This window comes from Bacillus sp. SKDU12 (assembly GCF_010093085.1).
Classification (GTDB): domain Bacteria; phylum Bacillota; class Bacilli; order Bacillales; family Bacillaceae; genus Bacillus; species Bacillus mexicanus.
This window is the reverse complement of record NZ_MSRC01000003.1, coordinates 181,834-204,808: the sequence shown is the minus strand read 5'-3', so window position 1 is coordinate 204,808 and position 22,975 is coordinate 181,834. Positions and strand designations below refer to the sequence as shown.

General features: G+C 42.8%; 24 protein-coding genes and 2 pseudogenes. 3 read left to right on the top strand and 23 right to left on the bottom strand.

What is annotated here, in order from left to right:
- Together BTW01_RS02320 and BTW01_RS02315 are read right to left on the bottom strand one after the other, a co-directional pair.
- Positions 1-912 (bottom strand): ketopantoate reductase family protein, encoded by a 912-nt coding sequence (locus tag BTW01_RS02320; RefSeq protein WP_162101428.1) that lies wholly within the window; start codon positions 910-912, stop codon positions 1-3.
- 59 nt (positions 913-971) lie between these two features.
- Positions 972-2,591, bottom strand: a complete 1,620-nt coding sequence (locus tag BTW01_RS02315; protein WP_162101427.1) for an ABC-F family ATP-binding cassette domain-containing protein — start codon at positions 2,589-2,591, stop codon at positions 972-974.
- Positions 2,592-2,768: 177 nt separating this feature from the next.
- Between BTW01_RS02315 and BTW01_RS02310 the strand changes: the two genes are divergently transcribed.
- Entirely contained in the window at positions 2,769-3,038 is a 270-nt protein-coding gene (locus BTW01_RS02310; protein WP_162101426.1) for a hypothetical protein, read from the top strand.
- 34 nt (positions 3,039-3,072) lie between these two features.
- Here BTW01_RS02310 and sipT read toward each other — a convergent pair whose 3' ends face one another.
- The 14 genes from sipT to BTW01_RS02240 form a co-directional block, all read right to left on the bottom strand.
- Positions 3,073-3,654, bottom strand: a complete 582-nt coding sequence (sipT, locus tag BTW01_RS02305; protein WP_162101425.1) for a signal peptidase I sipT — start codon at positions 3,652-3,654, stop codon at positions 3,073-3,075.
- Positions 3,655-3,796: 142 nt separating this feature from the next.
- Positions 3,797-5,704: a PTS fructose transporter subunit IIABC gene (locus tag BTW01_RS02300; RefSeq protein ID WP_162101424.1), complete on the bottom strand. Its 1,908-nt coding sequence runs from the start codon at positions 5,702-5,704 to the stop codon at positions 3,797-3,799.
- 14 nt (positions 5,705-5,718) lie between these two features.
- Positions 5,719-6,630 (bottom strand): 1-phosphofructokinase, encoded by a 912-nt coding sequence (pfkB, locus tag BTW01_RS02295; protein ID WP_162101423.1) that lies wholly within the window; start codon positions 6,628-6,630, stop codon positions 5,719-5,721.
- The gene (locus BTW01_RS02290) at positions 6,627-7,382 is read right to left on the bottom strand and encodes a DeoR/GlpR family DNA-binding transcription regulator (RefSeq protein WP_162101422.1); all 756 of its coding nucleotides are present in this window, start codon (positions 7,380-7,382) and stop codon (positions 6,627-6,629) included. The genes pfkB and BTW01_RS02290 overlap by 4 nt, the downstream gene beginning before the upstream one ends.
- 277 nt (positions 7,383-7,659) lie before the next feature.
- A complete protein-coding gene (skiZ, locus tag BTW01_RS02285; protein WP_162101421.1) occupies positions 7,660-8,853 on the bottom strand; it encodes a sporulation-delaying-protein transporter subunit SkiZ in 1,194 nt (397 codons plus the stop codon).
- Positions 8,850-9,542, bottom strand: coding sequence for an ABC transporter ATP-binding protein YknY (gene yknY, locus BTW01_RS02280; protein ID WP_162101420.1), 693 nt, complete (start codon positions 9,540-9,542; stop codon positions 8,850-8,852). Before yknY ends, skiZ begins: the two co-directional genes overlap by 4 nt.
- Complete coding sequence (locus BTW01_RS02275; protein ID WP_162101419.1) at positions 9,543-10,676, bottom strand: efflux RND transporter periplasmic adaptor subunit; 1,134 nt, start codon at positions 10,674-10,676, stop codon at positions 9,543-9,545.
- 4 nt (positions 10,677-10,680) lie between these two features.
- Positions 10,681-11,382, bottom strand: a complete 702-nt coding sequence (yknW, locus tag BTW01_RS02270) for a toxin SDP protection protein YknW (RefSeq protein WP_162101418.1) — start codon at positions 11,380-11,382, stop codon at positions 10,681-10,683.
- Positions 11,383-11,839: 457 nt separating this feature from the next.
- Entirely contained in the window at positions 11,840-12,073 is a 234-nt protein-coding gene (gene moaD, locus BTW01_RS02265; protein WP_162101417.1) for a molybdopterin converting factor subunit 1, read from the bottom strand.
- Complete coding sequence (locus tag BTW01_RS02260; RefSeq protein ID WP_162101416.1) at positions 12,066-12,539, bottom strand: molybdenum cofactor biosynthesis protein MoaE; 474 nt, start codon at positions 12,537-12,539, stop codon at positions 12,066-12,068. The genes moaD and BTW01_RS02260 overlap by 8 nt, the downstream gene beginning before the upstream one ends.
- The gene (gene mobB / locus BTW01_RS02255) at positions 12,539-13,060 is read right to left on the bottom strand and encodes a molybdopterin-guanine dinucleotide biosynthesis protein B (RefSeq protein ID WP_162101415.1); all 522 of its coding nucleotides are present in this window, start codon (positions 13,058-13,060) and stop codon (positions 12,539-12,541) included. Before mobB ends, BTW01_RS02260 begins: the two co-directional genes overlap by 1 nt.
- The gene (gene glp, locus BTW01_RS02250) at positions 13,021-14,313 is read right to left on the bottom strand and encodes a gephyrin-like molybdotransferase Glp (protein ID WP_162101414.1); all 1,293 of its coding nucleotides are present in this window, start codon (positions 14,311-14,313) and stop codon (positions 13,021-13,023) included. Before glp ends, mobB begins: the two co-directional genes overlap by 40 nt.
- 17 nt (positions 14,314-14,330) lie before the next feature.
- Entirely contained in the window at positions 14,331-15,350 is a 1,020-nt protein-coding gene (locus BTW01_RS02245) for a MoeB/ThiF family adenylyltransferase (RefSeq protein ID WP_162101413.1), read from the bottom strand.
- Between the two features lie 50 nt (positions 15,351-15,400).
- A complete protein-coding gene (locus tag BTW01_RS02240; RefSeq protein ID WP_162101412.1) occupies positions 15,401-16,000 on the bottom strand; it encodes a molybdenum cofactor guanylyltransferase in 600 nt (199 codons plus the stop codon).
- 134 nt (positions 16,001-16,134) lie between these two features.
- On the opposite strand from BTW01_RS02240, the gene BTW01_RS02235 reads away from it, so the two are divergent.
- The gene (locus BTW01_RS02235) at positions 16,135-17,100 is read left to right on the top strand and encodes a sporulation protein (RefSeq protein ID WP_162101411.1); all 966 of its coding nucleotides are present in this window, start codon (positions 16,135-16,137) and stop codon (positions 17,098-17,100) included.
- A 39-nt stretch (positions 17,101-17,139) separates the two neighbouring features.
- Here BTW01_RS02235 and rok read toward each other — a convergent pair whose 3' ends face one another.
- The 3 genes and pseudogenes from rok to BTW01_RS02220 form a co-directional block, all read right to left on the bottom strand.
- Positions 17,140-17,724 (bottom strand): transcriptional regulator Rok, encoded by a 585-nt coding sequence (rok, locus tag BTW01_RS02230; RefSeq protein ID WP_162101410.1) that lies wholly within the window; start codon positions 17,722-17,724, stop codon positions 17,140-17,142.
- A gap of 382 nt (positions 17,725-18,106) precedes the next feature.
- Positions 18,107-18,543 (bottom strand): annotated as a pseudogene (locus BTW01_RS02225) (TlpA family protein disulfide reductase).
- Between the two features lie 74 nt (positions 18,544-18,617).
- Positions 18,618-19,161: pseudogene (locus BTW01_RS02220) on the bottom strand (peroxiredoxin).
- A 199-nt stretch (positions 19,162-19,360) separates the two neighbouring features.
- Here BTW01_RS02220 and BTW01_RS02215 point away from each other — a divergent pair.
- Complete coding sequence (locus BTW01_RS02215; protein ID WP_162101409.1) at positions 19,361-20,164, top strand: mechanosensitive ion channel family protein; 804 nt, start codon at positions 19,361-19,363, stop codon at positions 20,162-20,164.
- Between the two features lie 30 nt (positions 20,165-20,194).
- Here BTW01_RS02215 and BTW01_RS02210 read toward each other — a convergent pair whose 3' ends face one another.
- The 4 genes from BTW01_RS02210 to BTW01_RS02195 form a co-directional block, all read right to left on the bottom strand.
- Positions 20,195-20,440, bottom strand: coding sequence for a YkuS family protein (locus BTW01_RS02210; RefSeq protein WP_162101408.1), 246 nt, complete (start codon positions 20,438-20,440; stop codon positions 20,195-20,197).
- A 61-nt stretch (positions 20,441-20,501) separates the two neighbouring features.
- Positions 20,502-21,626, bottom strand: coding sequence for an N-acetyldiaminopimelate deacetylase (locus tag BTW01_RS02205; protein ID WP_162101407.1), 1,125 nt, complete (start codon positions 21,624-21,626; stop codon positions 20,502-20,504).
- Between the two features lie 69 nt (positions 21,627-21,695).
- Entirely contained in the window at positions 21,696-22,406 is a 711-nt protein-coding gene (dapD, locus tag BTW01_RS02200; RefSeq protein WP_162101406.1) for a 2,3,4,5-tetrahydropyridine-2,6-dicarboxylate N-acetyltransferase, read from the bottom strand.
- Between the two features lie 103 nt (positions 22,407-22,509).
- Positions 22,510-22,965 (bottom strand): flavodoxin, encoded by a 456-nt coding sequence (locus BTW01_RS02195; RefSeq protein ID WP_162101405.1) that lies wholly within the window; start codon positions 22,963-22,965, stop codon positions 22,510-22,512.
- Positions 22,966-22,975 lie beyond the last annotated feature (10 nt).

The following is a 22,975-nucleotide window of genomic DNA, read 5'->3' as shown; positions in this document are numbered from 1 at the left end:
TTATTTTCCTGCTTCATACATTTGCAGATTGGCATAAACCGTTTCTAATATCGGGGCTGCGAGTGATAAATGCTTTGCTTTTGTCAGCAAATAGCCGTGCAGGTGGTGGCCTTCAGTTGTTTGTCCGTTTTCCATATCCCGAAGCATGGAGGATTTCATATGATAAGCCATGCTCATCATCGTGCGAAAGCTCTCTTCTTCAAGATCTGGGTCAGCCGGAACGTCTTCTTTTCGCAAAATAGCGCCAATCTCTCCAATAAGAGTTTGGGCCGTATGACGTCCGCCTTCCGTTTCGAGGATCGGGCCTAGCGGTCTTTGGAATAATGTTGTAATCCCCGCTTGTGCTGCAATAAAGAGATACTTTTTCCAAATATCCTTCTCGATCTGCCCGCTGATAATGACTTCTGCCTTCACCCCTGAAAACGCCTCTTCAAGCGATATTATTCGTTCCGTACGCCCACCGTTCCATTCGCCGAATACAAAACGATGCGATACGCTCGTATGATGAATTTCTCCCCTACTGTCTAAGGCACTTTCGATAAAACACAAACCGCCTAACACCTGTTCTTTTGAAAACGCTTCAAACAGCTGCTCATAATGCTGGTATCCGTTTAAGAAAGGGATTATGATAGATTCGCGGTCAATAAACGGTTTGACGTCGTCTATCACCTGACCAAGTGAATATGCTTTAGAAGCGATGATCACGACGTCAAAATGCCCTGTTTCTCCAGCACTGATTAATGAGGGCTGAAATGACACTTCCCCTTCCTCACTATGGATGACAAGACCGGTTTCTTTTAACTGCTCCGCTCTTTTTTGGCGTACGAGAAATGTCACATCATTACCCTTCTCTGCAAGCCGGCCGCCAATATAACCGCCTACTCCTCCTGCTCCGACAACTAAAAATTTCATTGTATAGTCTCCTCTCAATTCTATGTACCAAAAAAAGCAGAGATATCTCTGCTTTTTTATTACGCGTATAATTCAGCCAGTTTTTTCTGCACATCAGCATTTTCAAGGAACTCATCATAGCTCATTTGCTTATCAACGATGCCCTTAGGTGTAATTTCGATAATTCTGTTGGCAATGGTCTGTACAAACTGATGGTCATGTGATGTGAACAGCATAGCGCCTTTGAAACTGATTAAGCCGTTATTGAGCGCTGTAATGGATTCTAAGTCTAAGTGGTTGGTCGGCTCATCCAAAATTAAAATATTGGCACCAGAAAGCATCGCTTTCGACAGCATACAGCGAACCTTTTCTCCACCAGATAGTACATTTGCTTTTTTGTGGACTTCTTCGCCAGAGAATAGCATGCGTCCTAAGAAACCGCGTAAAAAGCTCTCACTTTGGTCATGAGGAGAATATTGGCGAAGCCAGTCTACAAGATTCAGATCACTGCCTTCGAAATATTCACTGTTGTCTTTTGGGAAAAATGCTTGTGATGTCGTAACACCCCATTTAAACGTTCCGCTGTCAGCTTCCATTTCCCCGGAAATGATTTTAAACAGCGTAGTAACAGCCAGTTCATTGCGGCCAGTAAAAGCAATTTTATCTTCTCTATTCATAATGAAGCTGACATTATCAAGTACTTTTACACCATCGATTGTTTTCGTTAAACCTTCCACTTGAAGAACGTCATTACCAATTTCCCGTTCCGGCGTAAAGTTAACGTAAGGATAGCGCCGGGAAGACGGTTTAATATCATCCAGCGAAATTTTTTCGAGTAATTTCTTTCTCGATGTTGCCTGTTTAGATTTAGACGCATTAGCGCTGAATCTAGCAACGAACTCTTGAAGCTGTTTAATTTGCTCCTCTTTTTTCTTGTTCGCTTCTTGAGAAAGCTTTAACGCCAGTTGGCTTGATTCGTACCAGAAGTCATAGTTTCCGACATAGATTTGGATTTTATTAAAATCAAGATCAGCAATGTGCGTACACACTTTATTTAGAAAGTGACGGTCATGAGATACGACAATAACAGTGTTTTCAAAGTTAATCAGAAACTCTTCCAGCCATTGAATCGCTTGAAGATCCAAATGGTTCGTCGGCTCATCGAGCAAAAGAACATCCGGCTTGCCGAATAACGCCTGGGCCAAAAGCACCTTTACTTTCTCCGAACCGCCAAGGTCCTCCATCTTCTTCGTATGAAGATCTTCTGAGATTCCAAGGCCTTTTAAAAGGATTGCGGCTTCACTTTCCGCTTCCCACCCGTTCAGCTCCGCAAATTCACCTTCGAGCTCAGCAGCACGTATACCATCCTCATCTGAGAAATCAGGCTTCATGTAAATGGCGTCTTTCTCCTGCATCACTTCATACAAGCGTTTATGGCCCATAATAACCACTTTCAGCACTTCATACTCTTCGTACTCAAAATGGTTCTGCTTCAAGATCGCAAGACGCTCCCCTGGACTCATATGAACATCGCCTGTCTGAGGCTCAATTTCACCAGAGAGCACTTTCAGAAACGTTGATTTACCAGCACCATTTGCACCAATTAACCCATAGCAGTTGCCCGGGGTAAATTTAATATTAACCTCTTCAAATAACTTGCGATCTGCGAACCGCAAACTTACATTATTAACAGCAATCATTTATTATCCTCCATCATGTCTATCATCAATAAAAGTATAACATGAATACAGGGCAAGAGAAATAATTCCTGATTAAACAGAGAGAAAACACTTACACCCATACCTGCCAGCTATGTTACAATAAAGCAGAGAGAATACATCCAACTGGAAAATGACACACTCTCTTGGAGGAACACATTGAGGCTTCTAACACTTACTGAATACTGCTTATTGATCTTTTTTACGGGCTTTTATCTTGCCGTGACAGGCTTTACCGCCAAAGATATCGGCTTGTATATCGGCATTGCCCTGATTTACATATTCTCACACGTTTTTTCAAAACGACTTTTAAAAAAGCGCGGAAAAGAGAACAAACAGATTCACCTTTTCTTCAGTGTGCTGGCCATTATCGGTTCAGTGTTCATTACTGTATTATGTATTGCATTGGTCGCTTCTTTTTCAAAATAAAAACGCCTGCTGTCCAAAGGCCAGCAAGGCGTTTTTATTTTGTTTGACGCATTTCGTTAAATGGGAAAAAGACAAACTTTGATGTACCGACAATCCGATCTTCCGCAATCAGTCCCAAGCCATTTCGGCTGTCCATTGAATTCAGGCGATTATCACCCATGACAAAATATTTGCCCTTCGGAACCTTAACCGGTCCAAAATCACCTGTCAGACTGACACCAAGTTTTTCTGCATCCTTTTTGTTTTGAGACAAGTAAGGCTCGGCTGATTTTTTTCCGTTTATATAAAGCGTGTCATCCTTCATTTGAACAGTTTCACCAGGCTTTCCGATCAATCTTTTAACGTAATGGATTTTCGAGGTTTCACCGTTGATAATGACGATATCTCCGCGCTTTAGTTCGCCGATATAGTTGACAGTTTTATTCACAAACAGCCTTTCTCCGTTATGTAATGTAGGAGACATAGATGAACCTTCAACTAAATAAGGTTCAAACAAAAAGTGACGAATTAAGAGAGCCAGCAAAACCGCGATGACAATCGCCTTTCCCCATTCCAAGTACGTATTCGTTTTTTTCTGCGCCGTTTTTTCAGTTTTCAAGTTTTTTTCCTCGGTCAACGCGTTTCCTCCTAGACGATTGCTATGTCAGTTGTTTTTCTTCTTTTACTTTATCACAAAAGATAATAAAATACATAACTTAACCGCGCTCCAGCGAGCATACAAAGAAAAAGCGTCCTTTTGAATCAAGGACGCTTTTTTCTTATTTCTCTGTTACTGGTTTTTTAATGATGCCGAGAATAACCGCCATTACAACAGCACCGATCAAAATACTTAATAGATAAAGCAACGGATGGTTTGTGATGAAGGCTACGAACACTCCTCCGTGAGGGGCCGGAAGCGTTACACGGAAGAATTCAGTTAATCCGCCGGTAACAGCTGCACCAACGACAGCAGCTGGAATGACGCGAAGCGGGTCAGCTGCAGCAAACGGGATCGCTCCCTCTGTTACGAAAGCAGCACCCATGAAGTAGCATGTAATACCTGCTTCACGGTCACGCTTAGAAAACTTGCTTCGGAATATTGTTGTTGCAAGTGCGATACCAAGCGGAGGCACCATACCGCCGGCCATGATCGCTGCATGAGGCGCATAGTTGCCTGCATCGATCATCGCAATACCGAACGTAAAGGCAGCTTTGTTAAGCGGGCCTCCCATATCAATTGCCATCATACCGCCCAAGATAATACCCATTAATACAAGGTTTCCAGTACCAAGGCTTTCAAGCCAGTTCGTTAAGAAATCCATAAATGCCGCTACAGGTGTATTCACGATAAAGCGCATGATAATACCAGTCAAGAAAATACCAAGCAACGGATAAATTAATACAGGTTTCAGTCCGTCAAGTGACTGCGGAATAAAAACGAAAGCTTTTTTCAAAAGAACAACGATATAACCAGCCAGGAATCCGGCAATTAATCCGCCTAAGAATCCAGCATTTGCTTGAGTTGCCATAAATCCGCCGACCATACCAGGCGCAAAACCAGGACGGTCTGCAATGCTCATTGCGATGAATCCGGCAAGAACAGCCACAATTAATCCTAACGCGTTGTCACCGCCGATAAACTTAAGGGCTGCAGCAAACGTGTTATAAGTAGGGTCATCCGGATTGGATGAATTAATTCCCCAGAAGAATGAAATCGCAACGAGGATACCGCCGCCGACTACGAACGGAAGCATGTTGCTGACACCGCTCATCAAATGCTTATAAAACGTGCTTCCGATGCCGCTGCCAGACTTGTCTTTCGCTCCATCTTCGGCGCCTGAAGCTGAAGAACCGCCGCCGCTGCCTTGATAAACCGGCGCATCTTGGTTCATCGCTTTTTCGATAAGCTCCTGCGGGCGTCTAATCCCTGCTGTAACAGGTACTTGAAGCACACGCTTGCCTTTAAAGCGTTCCATTTCAACCTGCTTGTCCGCTGCGACAATGATTGCAGGTGCATCTTCAATTTCTTGAGCAGTCAGCTTGTGTTTAATACCGCTTGAACCATTTGTTTCGACCTTAATGTCCACACCAAGCTCTTTTGCTTTTTCTTTAAGGGCATCCGCAGCCATAAATGTGTGGGCAATACCTGTCGGACATGCCGTCACCGCTAGGATTTTTCCTTTTCCGGCAGGTGCTGGTGCCGCTTCTTCTTCCTCGTCCTCTTCGTCATCATCTTTATCGTGCTGATTAATAATATCGATGATAGCGTCTTCTGACTCAGCTTCAAGGAGCTGCTTGCGGATTTCTTCACGCATTAACAGCGTTGAGAGTCTTGACAATGCTTCAAGGTGAGTGTTGTTTGCGCCTTCAGTCGCCGCAATCATAAAGATTAAGTGAGCTGGCTGGGCGTCTAACGATTCATAATCGACACCGTCTTTTGAACGTCCGAACGCAATTGCCGGATTGATAACGCTTGCCGTTTTCGCATGGGGGATAGCGATTCCTTCACCGATACCCGTTGAGCTTTGGCTTTCGCGGTTTAAAATGGCTTCTTTATAGGCTTGTCGGTCATTTAACTTTCCAGCCTTATCAAGAACAGTAACCATTTCGTCAATAACGTTTTCTTTTTCTTTGCTCTCAATATTAAGCTTTATTGTATGCTTCGTTAAAAGCTCAGTTATTTTCACTTTTGTTTCCTCCTCTATAGACGTGTGACTTTAACTTCAGGAAGAAGCTGCTGTACAAGTTCTTCTGTTCCAAGCTCTTCAGAAAACGCGGTAGCACTGCCTGATGTAACTCCTAAGCGGAATGCTTCTTCAAGCGGCAGCTGTTTGGAAATACCGGCAAGAAAACCTGCAACAACGGAATCCCCCGCTCCGACTGAGTTTACCAATTTCCCCTTTGGCACATTAGCAAAACAAACAGCTTCGTTCGCAAACAGAAGCGCTCCGTCTCCGGCCATGGATACGATTACATGTTCAGCGCCTTGTTCTACAAGCTTTTTCCCATATGGAACAGCTTCTTCAACAGACGTAATTGTCGTGCCGAACATTTCTCCAAGCTCATGATGGTTTGGTTTCATCAAAAACGGTTTCATTTCTGTCGCCTTTAAAAGCGCCTCGCCAGAGATATCCAAAACAACTCGTGCGCCCTGCTTTTTGCAGGCTTCTGCTATTTTTTCATAAGTATCGTGAGGCAGGGATGATGGAATGCTTCCCGCAAGAACAACAATATCTCCCTTTTGCAAGGATTGGAACTGTTCTAAAAAGGATTGGAAATCCTCATCAGAAATTGTAGGTCCCTGTCCGTTAATTTCAGTTTCATCACCAGTTTTCAGCTTTACGTTGATACGGGTATCTTCTTTCACTTCAGAAAAAGCTGTTTCCAGTTGTTCTTCCCGCAAAAATGTTTTGATATATTCTCCGGTAAACCCGCCGACGAATCCGAGTGCTTTAGACTGTACATGGTGTCTTTTCAACAGTCTCGATACGTTGATGCCTTTTCCTCCAGGATACTTTGTATCGTATGCGGATCGGTTCAGGCCTCCTACAGTAAAATCTTCAACGTGAACAATATAATCGACAGATGGATTAAGTGTTACAGTGTAAATCATGGTTTCACTACCTTTACGACAGTTTTTTCTTGGTAATTATCGAATGTAAGCTCTTCAGCGTCAGTCGTAATGATTGTTGCGTCGCCTATTCCGGCGAATGCCGAAAATGAGATTTCTCCGAATTTCGAAGGGTCTGCTAAGACATAAGCGTGTTTTGCCTGTTTAACAGCTTTCTGTTTTAAAAGGGCCTCATCAGGGTCCGGCGTGGTGAAGCCAGCCTCTATATGGACACCGTTTGCCCCCAGGAAACTCTTATCGAACCTATACTGATTCATGGCAATCAGTGAAGCGCCTCCAATAACAGCGCCCGTTCTGTGCTTTACGTATCCTCCAAGCAGATAAAAAGAAATTTCTTTCCTTATTAATACATCAATATGCATCACCCCGTTTGTGACCACAACAATATCTTTGCTTTTATCTAAAAAATCAATCATGTGCAAAGTCGTCGTGCCTGCATCAAGGTAAATGCAATCCCCTTCTTCTACAAGCGAAGCTGCTTTTTCAGCAATCCTCAATTTATCGTGAAGGTTTTTGGAGGATTTTTCAAGCATATCGGGTTCAAGTCTGATATCGGAAAGCTTGGCTGCTCCCCCATGAACACGCTTTAAAAAGCCGCGTTCTTCAAGTGTCGATAAATCTCTCCTGATTGTTGACTCAGAAGCATTTGTCAGATTTATGAGCTCTTGAATTTTCACTACATCGTGCTTTTCTATTTGATCAATAATCAAATGATGCCGTTCAGGAGTTAGCATGCTTCACCTCCTAATGAAAACGTATTCATTTTGAATACAATTTCATTGTAAACGCTTTTTTCAATTTACGCAACTAAAATCTTTCAAATTCATTCAATAACTATCAAAATCTTTCACGTTTCTCCATATTAACGTATGTCTATAGGGTTTGTAAACTGTAAATTCGACAAAACTAAGGACAATTGTATGACATTTTCTTCTTATTTTGATGAAAAAAGTCTTTTATATTCATAGTAAAAAAAACGCACATAAAAAACCTCATGCATGTCGCATGAGGTTACTCGTAACGCAGCGCTTCGATCGGATCAAGCTTTGCCGCTTTATTTGCTGGAAGCATGCCGAAAATAACACCAATAAGCATACTGAACAGCACACCTCCGGCTACTACCTGCCAGGATATGAGAGACGGCCAGCCCGCGATGGCAGAAACAAGCGCGGCCCCTCCATATCCGATTCCAATCCCAATGAGACCGCCGATAAGCGTTAATACGACTGATTCAATTAAAAACTGAGTCAGAATCTGCCCCCTTGTCGCACCGAGTGATTTTCTGATTCCAATCTCTCGTGTCCGTTCTGTGACCGATACGAGCATAATATTCATGACACCGATTCCGCCGACCAGAAGAGAAATGCCAGCAATCGAACCGATAATCGTCGTCATAATCGCCGTTATTTTGCCAATTCCGGCCGCAATCTCTTCCATATTCATCACTTGATACGAATCCTCTGTGCCATGATTGTCATTGACCAGCTGTGCCGCTTCTTTCCCAGCTGATTTTATGTCGTCTGCTGATTCGACTTGCAATGATACGTTACTGAAATCATTTGATCCAAAAGAGGATTTCATCATATTAAATGGCACATACATTTCACTTAAACCGAAAGAAAGCAAGCCAGTTTCTTTTTTCAGCACGCCAATAATTTCAACGGGCTGTCCGTTAATCCAGACTACTTCACCGAGAGGAGAAGTTTTATCAAACAGCTCTTCAGCCATCTTTTGGGAAATAACTCCTGCTCTTTTCCCCGCGAGAAAATCATTATCGGTAAATGTTCTGCCGCTTTCGATTTCTAAAGAATTGACCTTCATGTATCCATCGTTTATTCCATTAATCGTAACATCGGTTTCTTCCTCATGATAACGCGCTGTCATACTTTCAGAAGTTGAGGCAACGACTTGTTTGATGCCCTCTATCTCTTTTAAACCTTTAATATCGTTTTCTGTAAAAGTAGATTCCGCTACAGCGTTCGGATTGCTTGCAAGTTCCTCATCACTTGGCATATAGTACAGCTCCACGGTATTTCCCGGGCCGCTGATCGACTGCTTCAGCATTTGCTCGCCGCCCTGTCCTACCGCAACGACCACAATGACAGAGCCCACACCGATGATTATGCCGAGCATCGTTAAGATCGAACGCATTTTATGAGCAAGGACAGAACTTAGAGCCATTCTGATGTTCTCTAGCAGGCTCATTCTCCCACGCTCCTTTGTCCGGAGCTGGCAGGAACAATGCGGCCGTCACGCACCATGACGATACGATTCGTACAATCTGCAACTTCTGGCTCGTGAGTAACAAGAACGATTGTCGTTCCCTCTGCATTTAATGCTGTAAATTGATCCATAATTGCCACGCTTGTTTTCGTATCCAGCGCGCCGGTCGGTTCATCAGCTAAAATCAATTTTGGTTCATTCACGATCGCCCTTGCAATCGCCACCCGCTGTTTCTGACCGCCCGACAGCTCATTGGGCATGTGAAGCATGCGATCGGCTAATCCGACCTTTTCCAACGCTCTCTCAGCCCGCTCTTGACGTTCTTTTTTGCTTATACCGGAATAAATCATCGGCAGCTCAACATTTTTTTTGGCATTCAGCCGCGGAAGAAGCTGAAACTGCTGAAATACAAAACCGATGGACTGGTTACGGACTGCGGCTAGTTCTTTTTCTTTATATGAGGAAATATCTTCGCCGTCTAATTTATACATGCCCGAAGTCGGCCGATCAAGACAGCCGATGATATTCATGATCGTCGATTTCCCTGATCCTGACGGCCCCATAATGGACACATACTCCCCTTGTTGAATGTCAAGATGAATGGAATGGAGAACATCAAACGTTTCCCTGCCGATCTGATAGCTTTTTCGCACATTTGAAAGCTGAATCATTTATGCTTTCACTTCCGTTCCATCGGTCACTTGATCAGAAGGATTCAAAATGACTTGATCGTCTTGAGAAATTCCTTCTTTAATTTCTGTTTGACCATCAGTTACTTCACCGATTTTGACATCAACTCGTTTTGCTTTTCCGTCTTTTACTGTATATACATAATATTGATTATCTTCTTTTTTAACTGCCTTTGAAGGAAGTGTATTTGCTTTTCGCTTATCTGTTTCAATGTTCATTATGAACTTAAATCCAGGCTTTCCTTCTGGGAGATTTCCCTTTATTTTCACTTGAAGCGGGTATTGAACTGCTTGTTCTGTTCCTTGTGCCCCAGTGCTTTCCTGCTGATCCGGAACAAGTCCGACTGCTGAAACCGTGCCTTTCCAAGTTTTATCCTGGATAACATCTGAAGTAAGTGTGACCTTCTGGCCTTTTTTGACTTTCAGAGTGTCGTATTCAGACAATTTTCCTGAGACGATAAGATCTTTCGGGTTGCCAATATGTATGACGGGCTCTTGCATATCTGATTTTTTGGATGCTGCTTCCTGGTTGACAGAAATAACAGTGCCTTCAATTTCGCTTTTCACTTGAAGGTCTGATACCCGATTGGCAAGTGACTGCCGCTGAAGCTCGGTTTGTTTTAATTCGATCTCAGCGGTTTTTTTCTGCATTTGAAGCTCCGTACGCTCAGAGTTCATTTGTTTTTCTGCTTCTTTCTTTCCAACTTGTTTTTCCAGTTCTTTTTGTTTGCTGTCCAACGCTTTTATCTTTTCTTGAGTTTGGTCAATTTGAAGCTGGTTCGATTCAGCGGTCAGCTGATTCTGTTCTTTTTCCAGGCTCAGCTGCTCATTTGTATAGGTGACTAAAGGCGTGCCCTTTTTAACTTTGTCGCCTTCCTTCACTTTTATGTCTCCTAATGTCCCTTTATCCGCTTCGTAAAAGACATACTGTTCATTTGAAAATTTAAGTGCGCCGGGAACCATCACCGTTGTCGACATTTCTTTTTCTTCGAGGCTTCCTGTCTGTACCTTCTGTTCGGCGCTGCCGCTTGCCGGAGCGGCAGACCGGTAAATATTAATTCCAATAAAAAGAGCGACTAAAACGGCAATTCCAATTCCGATCCAGACTTTTTTCATGAGTTTATGCACCTGCCACAGAATTGATTAAACCTGCAAAGAATGAAAATGCGACCACAATAACGAAAAGAATAATCGCTGAAATCCATCCTGCTTTTTTTGAGATGCCGCCTGTTTTGTGGAGTCCAATGGCCAGCAATACATAGCTCCAAATATTGAATATCTCCAAGGTATTTAACACGTTGGCAAGAGCCCCGTTAGCCGGATTAATAAGTCCTGCCAGTGACGTCACGCTGTAAAGCGGATTTGCATTCGTCGTAAAATTAACGATTCCGTTGATCAGTAATCCAAGACTGCTAATCAAAGAGACAAATAGACCGAGAGAAAGCATTTTTTTGTATGTCGTAACCCCGCCTGATATTTTGACACAGAGCCAATAAATGAGAGGAGCAATAAATAATGCTGCGATACCGCCGAAAATACTTCCTGCCAGCGCTCCAAATTTGGTGATAGCTGCAACAGTTGCAATTTCTTCGGCTGTTAACCCGTTAGTATTTGCGGTGTTTTTCAACAATTCAATATAATTCGTACCGAGTGATTGCAGCACAGCCCCAACGATAATCATCACTGCAACAATAAGCAGCGGGCCCCATACAACTGGCCTTTCTCTTATCCTTTTAAACTGTATAGCCGGATTTGTGATTACTCCAAAAAATGACGGCTTTTCAGTCGCCGTTCCGCTGTTTTTTTCTACATTTGTTTCCATTTCAAAACCTCCTTGAGAATATCTAACAGCTAATACGGGAAAGGTGCTTAAAAAGTTTCATGTTTTTCTAATAAATTTCCAAAAGCCTTCAATATAGAACTGAACGCATTTTATATTGTTCTATCCCTGTACCGGATTGCGCTTTCTCAAAGCCGGCATTGATGCCTTCTTTCGTGAGCAGTTGTTTCCGTTTTTTTTGCCTTTTATATCCGGCCGCTCGGGGCTTTCATCATCTCTTCGTCTGAAGCATTCTTGTGTCTAAAGTGAATATTTTTCCATGATGGTCCTACAGAAAATAAATGTTTCTTATCTCACAATGGGGATTTGAGCGCGCAGATTCCCTTGCTTTTAGAAAGTTCCATATGCAGAATAAACACTTACAGAAAATCATTGTATGCTGTAGATACGTGGGGATATGCGAATAACAAAAAACCGGATGGCTAATGCCGTCCGGTTTTCATCCGCCGCTGACCGGCGGAATGATAGCTACCGTGTCACCTGAAGAAATGGGGATGTTTTCTTTTACATAGCTTTCATTAACGGCAAGCATAGCAGTATCAATGGATTCAAGGCCGTATTGTTCTTTTAAACTCGCTTTTATTTCGTCTGTCGTTGCCTGTTCCCTATCTATTTCCACCACTTGTGTGCCTGCCTGTTCAGCAAGCCCTGCAAATAAAAGAATTTTAATCATGCTGCTCTCCCTCGCTTACATTTGGTTTTCCGTTTGGGTAAGCTGTTGTTTCAAGCTGGTCGCCGATCCATTGCTCACCATCTTCCCAAATTTCTTTTTTCCAAATCGGCACAATCTGTTTAATTCGTTCGATCGCATACTCATTGGCTTCATAGGCGGCTTTTCGATGGGGAGAAGCTACAGCGATCACAACTGCTGCTTCACCGATATCCAGCACACCTATACGGTGCGTGATTGCGGCTTGGGCACCTTCCCATTTTTCTTCAATTTCAGCACCAATTTGAGCCAGCATTTGCACGGCCATCGGTTCATATGCCTCATATTCCAGCCGGACTGTTCTTTTTCCATTTGTCCATTCCCGAACCGTGCCAATAAATGTGGTAATCGCCCCAGCTTCCCGTTTCTCTACTTTTTTGATGATGTCCTCAGTAACAATGGGTGTTTTCGTAATCTCAAACCTTTCCATTATGCAGATTCTCCCTTCAGCTGTGAAAGCACAAAATCCACAGCAACCGGATCATCCGCATGAAAAACGGGTAATCCCTGATGCTCTGTCATATGCTCTTTTTTTCTATAGATGATGGCGATTGTATTTGCTGCCCGCAGCGCTTCTAAATCTTCCTTTCTCCTTAGTATAACCACTTTAGGATAAGGAGCTTTTTTAAAGCCTTCAATCAGAAGACAGTCTGTTTCAAGAAACCGATATAATTCGATCAGCCGCGGCAAATCCCAACTTTGGCGGGCTGTCAGCTGTAATACACCAGCACCCTCTACTGCTGTCACCTCAGCCCCTGCGGCTTGGTAACGGTCAGTGTCTTTTCCTTCAGTGAACGTTTGCGGCTCACCACCATGACCGTGGTGCTTCAGGCAGCCCAAATGAAGACCCTGTTCAGAGGCTTTTTTAAGAACGCGTTCAATAAATGTTGTTTTCCCGCTGTTTTGAAATCCTACAACTTGGACGATCGGGAAAGGACGGACCAAGGCCACTCACTTCCATTCTCTTCTCTGAGGAGCAGCACTTGAACCGTTCGGCCAGATTCATATCCTCTCGTGCCGCCCGGCAGAATAATAAACGCATTGGCTTCTGCAAGTGATGTGACAGAGCTCGACTTATCTAATCCGACGGGAGCCGCTTGCAGTTTCCCTTCCTGATGGTACACGAATGCACGAACAAATCGGGTAAATGGGTTTGGCTTCGGAAAATCCTTAGCCAAAATAGCTTCCGCACAATTCGAATGCGGTGTTTCATTGAGCAGCCACATCTTGATCAACGGTTTAACAAACAGTTCAAAGCCGACATAACATGCCGACGGGTTGCCTGACAAGCCAAACAGCAGTTTATCGTTTGCATGTGCCACCGTTGTCACACTGCCCGGGCGCATGGCAACTTTATTAAATAAGACATCCGCTCCGAGTTTTTCATAGATTGCAGGCAAAAAATCAAAATCACCCACTGACACGCCGCCAGTTGTAATCAGAAAATCAACCTTTTCCATCGCATCTTTGACGGCAGTGAAGCTTTTATCCATATCATCAGAAATTTTCCCTAAATAAAGCGGTAATCCGCCTGCTTCCACTACCTGCGCATACACCATACTCGCATTGCTGTTGCGGATTTTCCCTGGCTCTAGCGGATCACTGACATTCAACAATTCAGTACCGGTCGCGATAATTCCAACAACAGGCTTTCTCACCACAGGCACAGATGCATAACCAAAGGTTGCCAGAAGCGCAGTGACTCCTGGTGTCACTCGGGTGCCCTTTCTTAATAAAATGCTCCCTTTTTGAGCATCTTCGCCTGTTTTTGAAATATTATCCCCCGGCTGAAAGCGGCGTTTTAAAGACATAAACGCCTTCCCATTCTCCTCAAAGGTTTGAGTAAGCTCAATCATAACGACTGCATCTGCCTCCTCAGGGATTTGCGCGCCAGTCATAATTCGAACGGCCTGAAACGGGGCAAGTTTTTTTTCAGATACAGCTCCCGCTCCTATATGGTCAACGACATCAAACCGAACTGGATTTTCACGTGAAGCTTCTTCTGTATCACACGCTCTGACAGCAAAACCATCGTAAGGTGAACGATCAAATGCGGGTACGTGGTGATCCGCTGTTACATCTTCAGCCAAAAATCGATGCAGGCTTTCTTCAAGCGCCACCCACTCTGTTTCCCCTTGTTTTTGAAAGTGGCTGACACGCCGAACTGCCTCGTCTACCGGTATAGGTGTTCTTTTCTCCAGCATTCTGACCCCTCCTGTTGTTACAATCCAATTATTCTTGCCAACACGGAATTCGCTTCTTTCGCATCATTTGTTCCATGCACCAGTGCCCGTCCGTCATTGAAAATAACGATCCTGAAATTTTCGTAAAAAATATGCAGCAAAAACGCATTGGCCTCTACCTTACCAATGGCTTTCAGCCGATTGATGAGTTCCTGTTTCGGAATTCTTTTTAATGACTCCGACCTTACTTGAACCGTATCACGGCCGCACAGCACAGCAGCTTTTGGTGTGTTCCAGTCTAGGAGATAAGGATAAATTGCATGTGCTCCGCAAGATGGGCAATCCTCACGGCGCACATGATCAACATTAATTTTCATATGTGAATTGTTCCAGACATCGAATGTCACAAAACCGTGCTGTATCGCTTCTGGTTGACCAGTTAACAGCTTCAAAGCCTCAGCCTGCTGATAGGCAGATACAATATGCACAGCGGGCGGAATGATGCCGGCTGTATCACATGTCGCCCCGCCGACAGGAATTTGCTCAAACAAACAAGACAGACAAGGGGTTTCTCCCGGAATGATCGTCATGAACATTCCTTGGCTGCTCACACAGGCGCCATAGACCCACGGTGTCTTTGTTTTCTGGGCAAGGTCATTGATCAGCATGCGGGTTTCAAAGTTATCTGTCGCGTCGATCACGATATCTGCTTTTTCAATCAGCGGTGTAAGCGTTTCAGCTGTTCCTTCAGTTACATATGCTTCAATATGTATTTTGCTGTTAATCGCTGACAGATGCTCTTTGGCAGCCATAGCTTTCGGCATACGGAGCTTGGCATCGCTTTCTGTATAAAGCTGCTGCCTTTGAAGATTGCTCCACTCTACATAGTCACGATCAATAATGGTCATAGTGCCGACTCCCGCCCTCGCAAGCCCTTCAGCTCCTGCTGTCCCGAGCGCTCCAGCCCCGACAACCAGCACATGGCTGTCTGTCAGTCTTTTCTGTCCTTTTTCCCCTATTTGCTTAAATCTGATTTGCCGTGAATAACGCTCCTCCATCAAACCTGTTCTCCTTATCTTTTATGGTATTTTAACATGTATTTGTCCCCTCAGTCCTGCCTGAAGGAGTTCGTTGTTTCTTCCATATACTTAAAATCATCACGGGTGTTAACGTTAATAAACTCCGATGGGTTTGCATCGAGCTCTTCAGCCTGTACATAACAAACCGAAATTCGGTCTAACAAATCTGATATTTTTAATTTCTTCTCAGAAAGCTGATGATATAGAATGGGCATAATTCGTTTATGGTACACTGCAATCAATGGCTGCTCCCGGCCATTTGAAATTGGAACGACAGCGTCTATACCGGCAGTCATCAGACGCTTGAGCTTCAGTATCGTTCTTCTTTGTACCAACGGCGCGTCACAAGAAAGAACAGTATAAAGATCACCGTCTGTCTTTTTAAAAGCAGTATATATACCAGCCAATGGCCCCATACCTTGAAACGGCTCAGCATCTTCATACACTTCGCTCTCACCGTTTTCTTGAAATCTATTAATAAACTCGGAACGGCTGATGATAACCGTATGTTCTCCAAGCGCTTTTTTAGCCCATTCGTAAAACATATGGCCTCTCCATTTTACAAATGCCTTCGGTTCTCCAAAGCGCCGTGAGGCTCCCCCTGCCAAAAGTACGTTTATTTGCTTCAAATCTCTCACCTCTATTTCGTTAAAAGCATAGCAAAAGCAAAGCTTCAACGCTACTGCTTGTCTGTTTATTAAAGAGGAATAGCCGTTAAGTATTTGCATATTGTAGTGTTAACATCATGAGGGAGATGGTTCGAATGAAAAGATCAGGTCCTTTTTTCCACGACGTGTCTCAGGAGAACCTATATTTAAAATCAGAGCTTTCTAGATGCCATAAGCTGATTTCCGAACTTGAAGCAAGCTACTTCCATCAGAAACATAACAAACTTCTCAAAGAAAACAATGTGATGAAAGAAAAACTTCAACAGCTGTCTGCCGAGTTAACCCAAATGTCAACGAAAGAAAAACACACCTCTCACACCAGCCAAACCCTGCATCAAATAAGAGCTGAACTGCTTCATAAAATCGTTGTTTTACAGGAACTTCTTTCTGCTGAAACCTATAAACGCAAAGCCGAAATAGAAGAAAAACATAAACTTCATATTACGAACATCAAAATTGAAGAAGAAAATAAAAATCTTCATAAACGAATCAGCCAACTTCACGCCTCTGTTAAGCAGGAGCAGAGCGCACTGCAGCAGGCAAAACAGCAAACTGAATCGGTACAAGACGAAAACAGCCGTCTAAAAGAGCAAATGGCAGAAAAAGAATACCAGCTAAAACATATTAAAGTAGAAGTCGATCATATAAAAGATCGAATTATAGAAACGAAAGAAAGACTGCTCGAAATAGAAAAAACGAAAGAAAAATTATTTCACGAAACTATTATATCGTATAAACGGCAGCTTGATGAAAGCGATGCCTGGATTGCTTCTCATTTTGCCGATATTGATGGCGGCACGCAACAAACAGAAAAAACGGAAGAAGCAGCTTTAGCAGTCTACGCGCAGCCAGATCATGTAGAAAACATACTTGAAAATGTCACCAAACAGATATACGTCCTTCAAAAACAGCTTTCCCGCGCTCAATCATCAGATCAGGACATGAGCCAGACAATTGAAGAACTCAAAAGCAAAGCCGCTGAGGAAAAGCCTTATCAAAAGTGGGTTTATAAGCTTAATCTCGAAAAAGAAAACAAACCTTCACAGAAAAAAAATCAATAAAAAACTGCTTGATCCATGCCAAGCAGTTTTTCTGAGTGTTTATTCATTTACTGAATCAGCTGATTCAGTTGATTCAATTTCGCCTTCTAAAATGTACTGACCGCGATACGGTTTTTTCACTTCCGGGTACATTTTAATTAAGCTTTGCATAAACGTTGTCATATTAGGGATTTCAAGACCGCTTTCTTTTTCAATCTCCTTTTGAAGCTCGGAACTCTTAATCGCCGCGTTGTGGCGTTTTAATGTTTTAATAGCAGCTTCACGCAGCTTGGCTGCTTTTGATCCCGGTCTTGCCGTCCCTCTTCTTCTTCGTGTTGTTCCGTCTGGTATGCCGGCAGGAAGAGAGGAAATAGGTTGAAGCTGAGGCTGAACAGACTGCTGCTGTGACTGCGGCTGATAGCTTCTGATTTCCTGAGCCGCAAGCTCGGCGAGAACTGGCAAGGAATCAGGTTTTTTTTCAGAACGGAAATCCTTTTTCATGTCGGAAGGGCTTCCATTTCTGTCCAGCTCTCTTAATTTTGCATATATTTTATCACGTTCAATTTGATATTCACGAATGACTTTCACTTCAGCTTCATTTAATTGTTCTAACCGTAAGCGCAAAGCTTCTCTTTCATTAAACATTCCTCAATGTACCCCCTATCAAAATTAACATCTTTAATTAAGATATTAGATTACAAAAGTAATTTTATCAACTATTATTTTATCATTTTACTATTAAATTTACTCTATGAAAAACTCCTTATTTTCAGAAAAGTTTAACTTTTAAATCAAGGCCTTTATTCTCAAGGGTTTAAAGCTCCATTAACCCATTTGGTATAATGTTGAAAATATATATTTTACTTACTTCTTTAATGAATTTTAGTGTAATACCTACAATTTTCGAGTCATTAAAATATAAATTTATCTAAAATTGAGGAAAAACATCAAAAAACAGCTATTTTATTGGCATATTCATCAATGTAAATCATCTTTTCCTACACCCAAATTTGGAAAAAAAATCTTCTTACTCTTCTTCGATTGCTTTCTCGCACAAATACAACGATTTAGATGTCTGATCTTTTTCAGCTAGAACGCGGTTCATACGTTTTTCAAGCGTCTTCATCCCCCTTCCGTCAGTTTGGTAGTGACGGATCTGTCCTATTTGGTCAAACACATAGGGTTAAGACATGATTACTATCGATAAAAATCGGCTGAGTATGTCATGTGCAACAGTTTCATTTTACTCAGATCAAGATCATCTTCGGAACGAGGCATATGTACAGCTGCAACATTCGATTTATCTTGATAGTTAGCACGAAAGTCATTTACTTGCGGTATCGCTTCTTTGCACAGATGGCAGCTGATGGAGCAAAAATGGATAAGTGTCGGTTTCCCCCCCGATCAATTGCTCTCTCGTTACTTCAACATTAAACCAAGCTTTTCCCCCAGTCACTCAGGCATTGGCTGTCATCATACCATCGCTTAATCAAAAAGGCCTAACGAATAGTTAGACCTTTTTTTGTGCTTTGAAAGTATTAAAGTGTTTTTTGGCCTGGTTTCCAATTCGCCGGGCATAATCCGCCAGTTTGCAGCGCCTGTAGAACACGAAGCGTCTCATTAACATCGCGGCCAATATTGTTATGGAAAACAGTTTGATATTGGAGTTCGCCTTCAGGATTGATAATAAACAATCCGCGCAAGGCAACACCTTCTTCTTTGATTAAAATTCCATATTCACGGGATACTTCGTGATTTGTATCGGCAGCAAGAGGATCATTCAGCTGGCCAAGACCGTTTTCTTTGCGGCCCGTGTTTATCCATGCCAAATGGGTATGGATTATATCAGTAGAAACTCCGATAACCTCTGAATCAAGCTCTTCAAACTCGTCATAGCGGTCAGAGATGGCTGTAATTTCTGTCGGACAAACAAAAGTGAAATCCATTGGATAGAAGAACAGCACTGTCCATTTGTTACTATTTTATGTTTTCCTCAGGACTTACTTTGCCAAATTCTTTACTTGCAAGGACTGCTTCCATTTCAAAACGAGGAGCTTGTTTACCTAGCATCCGTTCTGGCATATGTATCCCTCCAAAGGGTATTTGTCTAAATTTCTTTCATATCATTACAATATCCATTATATAGAAACGGAATCCACAAGAGAATTTTCACCAAATAAAGTTTATCTTTGGAATCAATATGTTTGAATAAAGTGTTTAACATATCCGAATAAAGGGTAAGGTCAATATGCAGCAATCCATTCAGAAAAGAGGCTCTAAAATGAATTTCATGAAACAATATGATTGGGCAGGACTGATTACAAATACCGGTATACTGCTCATTAAACTTATCATTATGGTATTGATCTATTTTATCGTTCGATCGATAGGCATGAAAATTATTAAACATCTGTTTGCAAAATTCGAGGAGCAGCACAGCTTGTCTATCGGGCGTGCCCATACACTCCGAAGCTTGACTCTTAATATATTTTCTTACATATTGATTTTTATATTTTGTGTCATGGTTCTCGATTTGTTCCATTACAACCCAAGCGCTCTTTTAGCGGGAGCGGGAGTTGTAGGACTCGCTGTTGGATTTGGCGCCCAAGGCCTTGTCAGCGACGTCGTAACAGGTTTTTTTATTTTGCTTGAAAAACAATTAGATGTCGGTGACTATATTACCGTTTCCGGATTTGATGGAATTGTCGAGCAAGTTGGCTTAAGAACAACTCAAATCCGCAGCTTTGACGGAACGCTTCATTATATCCCAAACAGAAACATTACAAATGTGAGCAATCATTCGCGGGGAACAATGCAGGCTCTGGTTGATATCACAGTGCCAGCTGAAAGAAACATTGATGAAACGATTCGTATTTTACAGCAAGTATGTGATGAGACAGCTGCCGATCTCCCGCAAATAAAAGAAGGTCCTGATGTCATCGGAGTTCAAGAACTGGGCACTTCTGAAATTGTAATCAGAGTCATTGCCAAAACAGAAAATATGGAACAATGGCGGGTCGAACGAATGCTTAGAAAGGATATAAAAAACGCGCTTGACCGTGCGTTTCCTAAAGAAGCAGAGTAAAAAACCGAAGCTTTTTGCTTCGGTTTTTATTTACTGCATTCTATTTTCTACTGCACTGCAAACTTCTTCAGCAGTCATCCCGGAAGCTGTAATAACTGGTGCTTGTGTTACCGTATCCGCTATCCCTTGCACATTATTATCAAGTCCTGTTACGACACAGCAGTCACAGCCTTTTGCATCAGCAGGACTTTTCATCATGACAACGTCATAACCTTTTTCTTTCAATGCAGCTTCTACGTCTGATAACGATTGTTCAATTCCAATTTTTTTAGACATCTTTGAACACCTCCGTTTACTAGAGTGCTCATTTTATGGAATTTTATTCTTTCATTTATACTTAATTGGCATAAACAGAAAAATAGCCTGTCATGACGTTAACCGCTGTTTCTATCGCATTTTCATCGGGGTCCAGCTTTGCATGATGAAGCCCATGTTCAGAGTCAGCACCGAGCCAGAACATAAATCCGGGATATTTTTTCAGCATGTAGCCGAAATCTTCTCCGGTCATTGCTTCTTTTGCTTCGATTACTGTTGCCAGCTGACGTTCAGCAACAAAAGACATAAATTCTTCTGTCAGTCCGCTCGTATTATAAACTTGGTGATACACAGAAGGATAGGTCACTTTTCCTTTGCAGCGGAACCCAATTTCGATTCCTTTTACCAAATCTTCAATCCGTTCCTTTACCTGCTTCATCGATTCTTCAGAAAGCGTGCGGATCGTGCCCTCCAAGTGCGCTGTTTGAGCGATAATATTTTGCGCTGAGCCGCCGGTAATCGTACCAACTGTAATAACGGCACTGTCCAGTGGATCTGTGTTTCTAGAAATGATCGTTTGCAGCTGGGTGACAAGTGTGCTTGCCGCTACAACCATGTCCTCGGCTAAGTGAGGATATGCGGCATGTCCGCCTTTTCCTTCCAGATCGATGACAAGCTCTGATGTATTCGCAAAAAGGAGTCCGCTTTTTGTCGAAATAGTGCCCACAGGCAGCTCTGGGGCAATATGTAAGGCTGTGATCAAATCAGGCTGCCACTTTTTTAATATATCGCTCTCAAGCATAGGTTCTGCGCCGCCAGGCCCTTCTTCTGCCGGCTGGAACAGAAAGAGCAAATCATGTTTGACCGGATGATGGACAAAGTGGTCAATAATGCCGAGTGCAATCGTCATATGCAGATCGTGTCCGCAGGCGTGCATATGTCCATGATGCTCTGATGCGAACGGAAGACCGGTTTGCTCTTCAATGGAAAGCGCATCGATATCCGCTCTGTACGCCAGCATTTTTTCCGGCGCCGTCCCATTCACCTTTACAAAAAGCCCCGTTCTCCATTTCTCAATTTCAATTCTGTCTTGGGGATATTTTTCTAAAACATTTAATAAATACTGCTGGGTTTTGAACTCCTGAAATCCAAGCTCCGGTATACGGTGCAGATCCCTGCGGATTGCGATGAGCTCCTTTTTCTTCATCTTTATTCCTCCTGCCTATACGAATAAGGCGTGGATATATTATCCACGCCTTTTTTATCAAACCATTCCTTACAGCTGGCGTAATTCCTGCTTGATTTCAGTTTTGCCTTTTGTTTTTTCATCAATTTCTTTGATTTTTTTAGCAGGTGTACCTGCAACGACAGTGTATGGCTCAACATCGTTCACTACGATCGCTCCCGCGGCAACAACGGCTCCTTTTCCTACTGTTACGCCTTCAAGCACAACAGCATTTGCGCCGATCACCACATCGTCTTCGATGACAACCGGTTTAGCGGATGGCGGCTCAATAACGCCCGCAAGAACAGAGCCAGCTCCAATGTGGCAGTTCTTACCAACTGTAGCTCGTCCGCCAAGGACCACGTTCATATCAATCATTGTTCCTTCACCGATGACTGAACCAATATTGATAGAAGCACCCATCATGATGACTGCATTATCGCCGATTTCAACTTGGTCGCGGATGATTGCACCAGGCTCGATACGCGCTTTAATATTTTTGAGATCAAGCATTGGAATCGCAGAATTGCGGCGATCATTTTCAACCACATAGTCTTCGATTTTGCTTTGATTTTCTCCAATTGCTGTTTGGATTTCGCTCCATTCACCGAAAACAACACCAGTGCTTCCGTTGATAAAAGCTTTAGCAGATTCTCCGAAATTGATTCCTTCCAGCTCACCTTTCACGTAAACTTTTACAGGTGTAGATTTTGTACTATTTTGAATAAATGAAATAATTTCATTTGCGTCCATCATTTTCATATGTATAGTCCTCCTCCTGATTTTCTACCTCATTACTGTATCAAAGGAAAGATGCAAAGACAAGAAAAAAAGGAACAGCCGCTTGAGCAGTTCCTAGTGGTGGTCAGACAGCGCAGCCGCTTTTCTTTGCGAATTGTCTCCCGAACTCCATTAATTCTTCCTCTTCTTCACCTTCCGGATTATTTTCGATTTTTACTGAAGGCAGCACAATTTCGCCTCCGCATTCTTTTATTTTTGCTTCGAGTGTATCAACGGCTCCGCAGAAAAATTCATATGCTGTATCACCAGAACCGAATACAGCGCATGTTTTACCGGAAAAATCAATCTCATCCATATCTTCAGCAAGGTCTAAAAATTCATCAGGCAGATCTCCGTCTCCCCATGTATAAGTCCCCATTATAATATAATCATAGTCGTTAAACAGCTGTGCATCCTTAATATCCATCGCTTCGAAACGGTCCGCTTCCGCTTCAGCCTCCTGAAGCCCTTTTTCAATCAAATCTGCCATCGCTTCAGTGTTACCTGACATTGTTGCATAAACGAGCAAAATCTTCGCCAATTCTTGATTC